The organism is Stenotrophomonas sp. STEN031 (genome assembly GCF_056759975.1).
The window spans coordinates 1-928 of sequence record NZ_JBRREA010000122.1 but is presented as its reverse complement, the minus strand read 5'-3'; the positions used below and the strand labels follow the sequence as shown (position 1 = coordinate 928).

The 928-nt window shown below is 69.2% G+C and carries 1 protein-coding gene; it reads left to right on the top strand.

Annotated elements, in window-relative coordinates; genetic code table 11:
• The first annotated feature begins 232 nt into the window (after positions 1–232).
• Positions 233–778: a glutathione peroxidase gene (locus ACVOLQ_RS22430; RefSeq protein ID WP_481529353.1), complete on the top strand. Its 546-nt coding sequence runs from the start codon at positions 233–235 to the stop codon at positions 776–778.
• Positions 779–928: the final 150 nt, after the last annotated feature.

Genomic DNA, 928 nt, shown 5'->3' with positions numbered 1-928 from the left:
ACCGCCCCTCCCCACCCCCTCTGCGCCACGCTGGCTCAGTCGCCCGGCAGGGGCGCAGCCGCACGCCCCGCCCGGGCACCCCGCCCGTGGGCCCCCCCCCCCCACTACAGGCGGGCGCTCGCCGCATGGGATCGGCACCACTGCAGAACCCAGCGTTACAACCTGATGGTCGTGCCAGCGCCCACGGCGCCATTTATCCTTGGCTTTTCCCCAACCCCCAGCAGGCAACCGCATGACCGCTTCTGTTTACGACACCGCGCTGACCACCATCGACGGCGCTCCGGCATCGCTGGGCGACTACCGCGGCAAGGTGCTGCTGCTGGTCAACACCGCCTCCAAGTGCGGCCTTACCCCGCAGTATGAAGGCCTGGAAAAGCTGTATCGCGAAAAGAAGGACGCCGGCCTGGAAGTGCTGGGTTTCCCGGCCAACAACTTCAACGGCCAGGAGCCGGGCAGCGAAGAAGAGATCAAGCAGTTCTGCGCCCTGACCTATGATGTCAGCTTCCCGATGTTCTCCAAGATCAGCGTCGCCGGTGCCGACATCCACCCGCTCTACCAGCAGCTGACCGCAGCACAGCCGGCTGCCATCGGCGATGGCCCGCTGCGCGAGAAGCTGGCCGGTTTCGGCATCGAGACCAACCCGGCCCCGGCCATCCTGTGGAACTTCGAGAAGTTCCTGATCGGCAAGGACGGCAATGTCGTTGCCCGCTTCGCGCCGGACACCAGCGCCGACGACGAAGGCCTGCGCAAGGCCATCGACGCCGCCCTGGCCGCGTAAAGCGCAGCCCCTTGTAGGAGCGGGGGGGGGGGGGGCGGGGGGGGGGGGGGGGGGGGGCGGGAGGGGGGGGGGGGGGGCGGGGGGGTCGCCCTGCCGGGGGGCCCCCGCGCGCGAGGACGCACAGAGAGCACACAACAAAACCATTAAGCC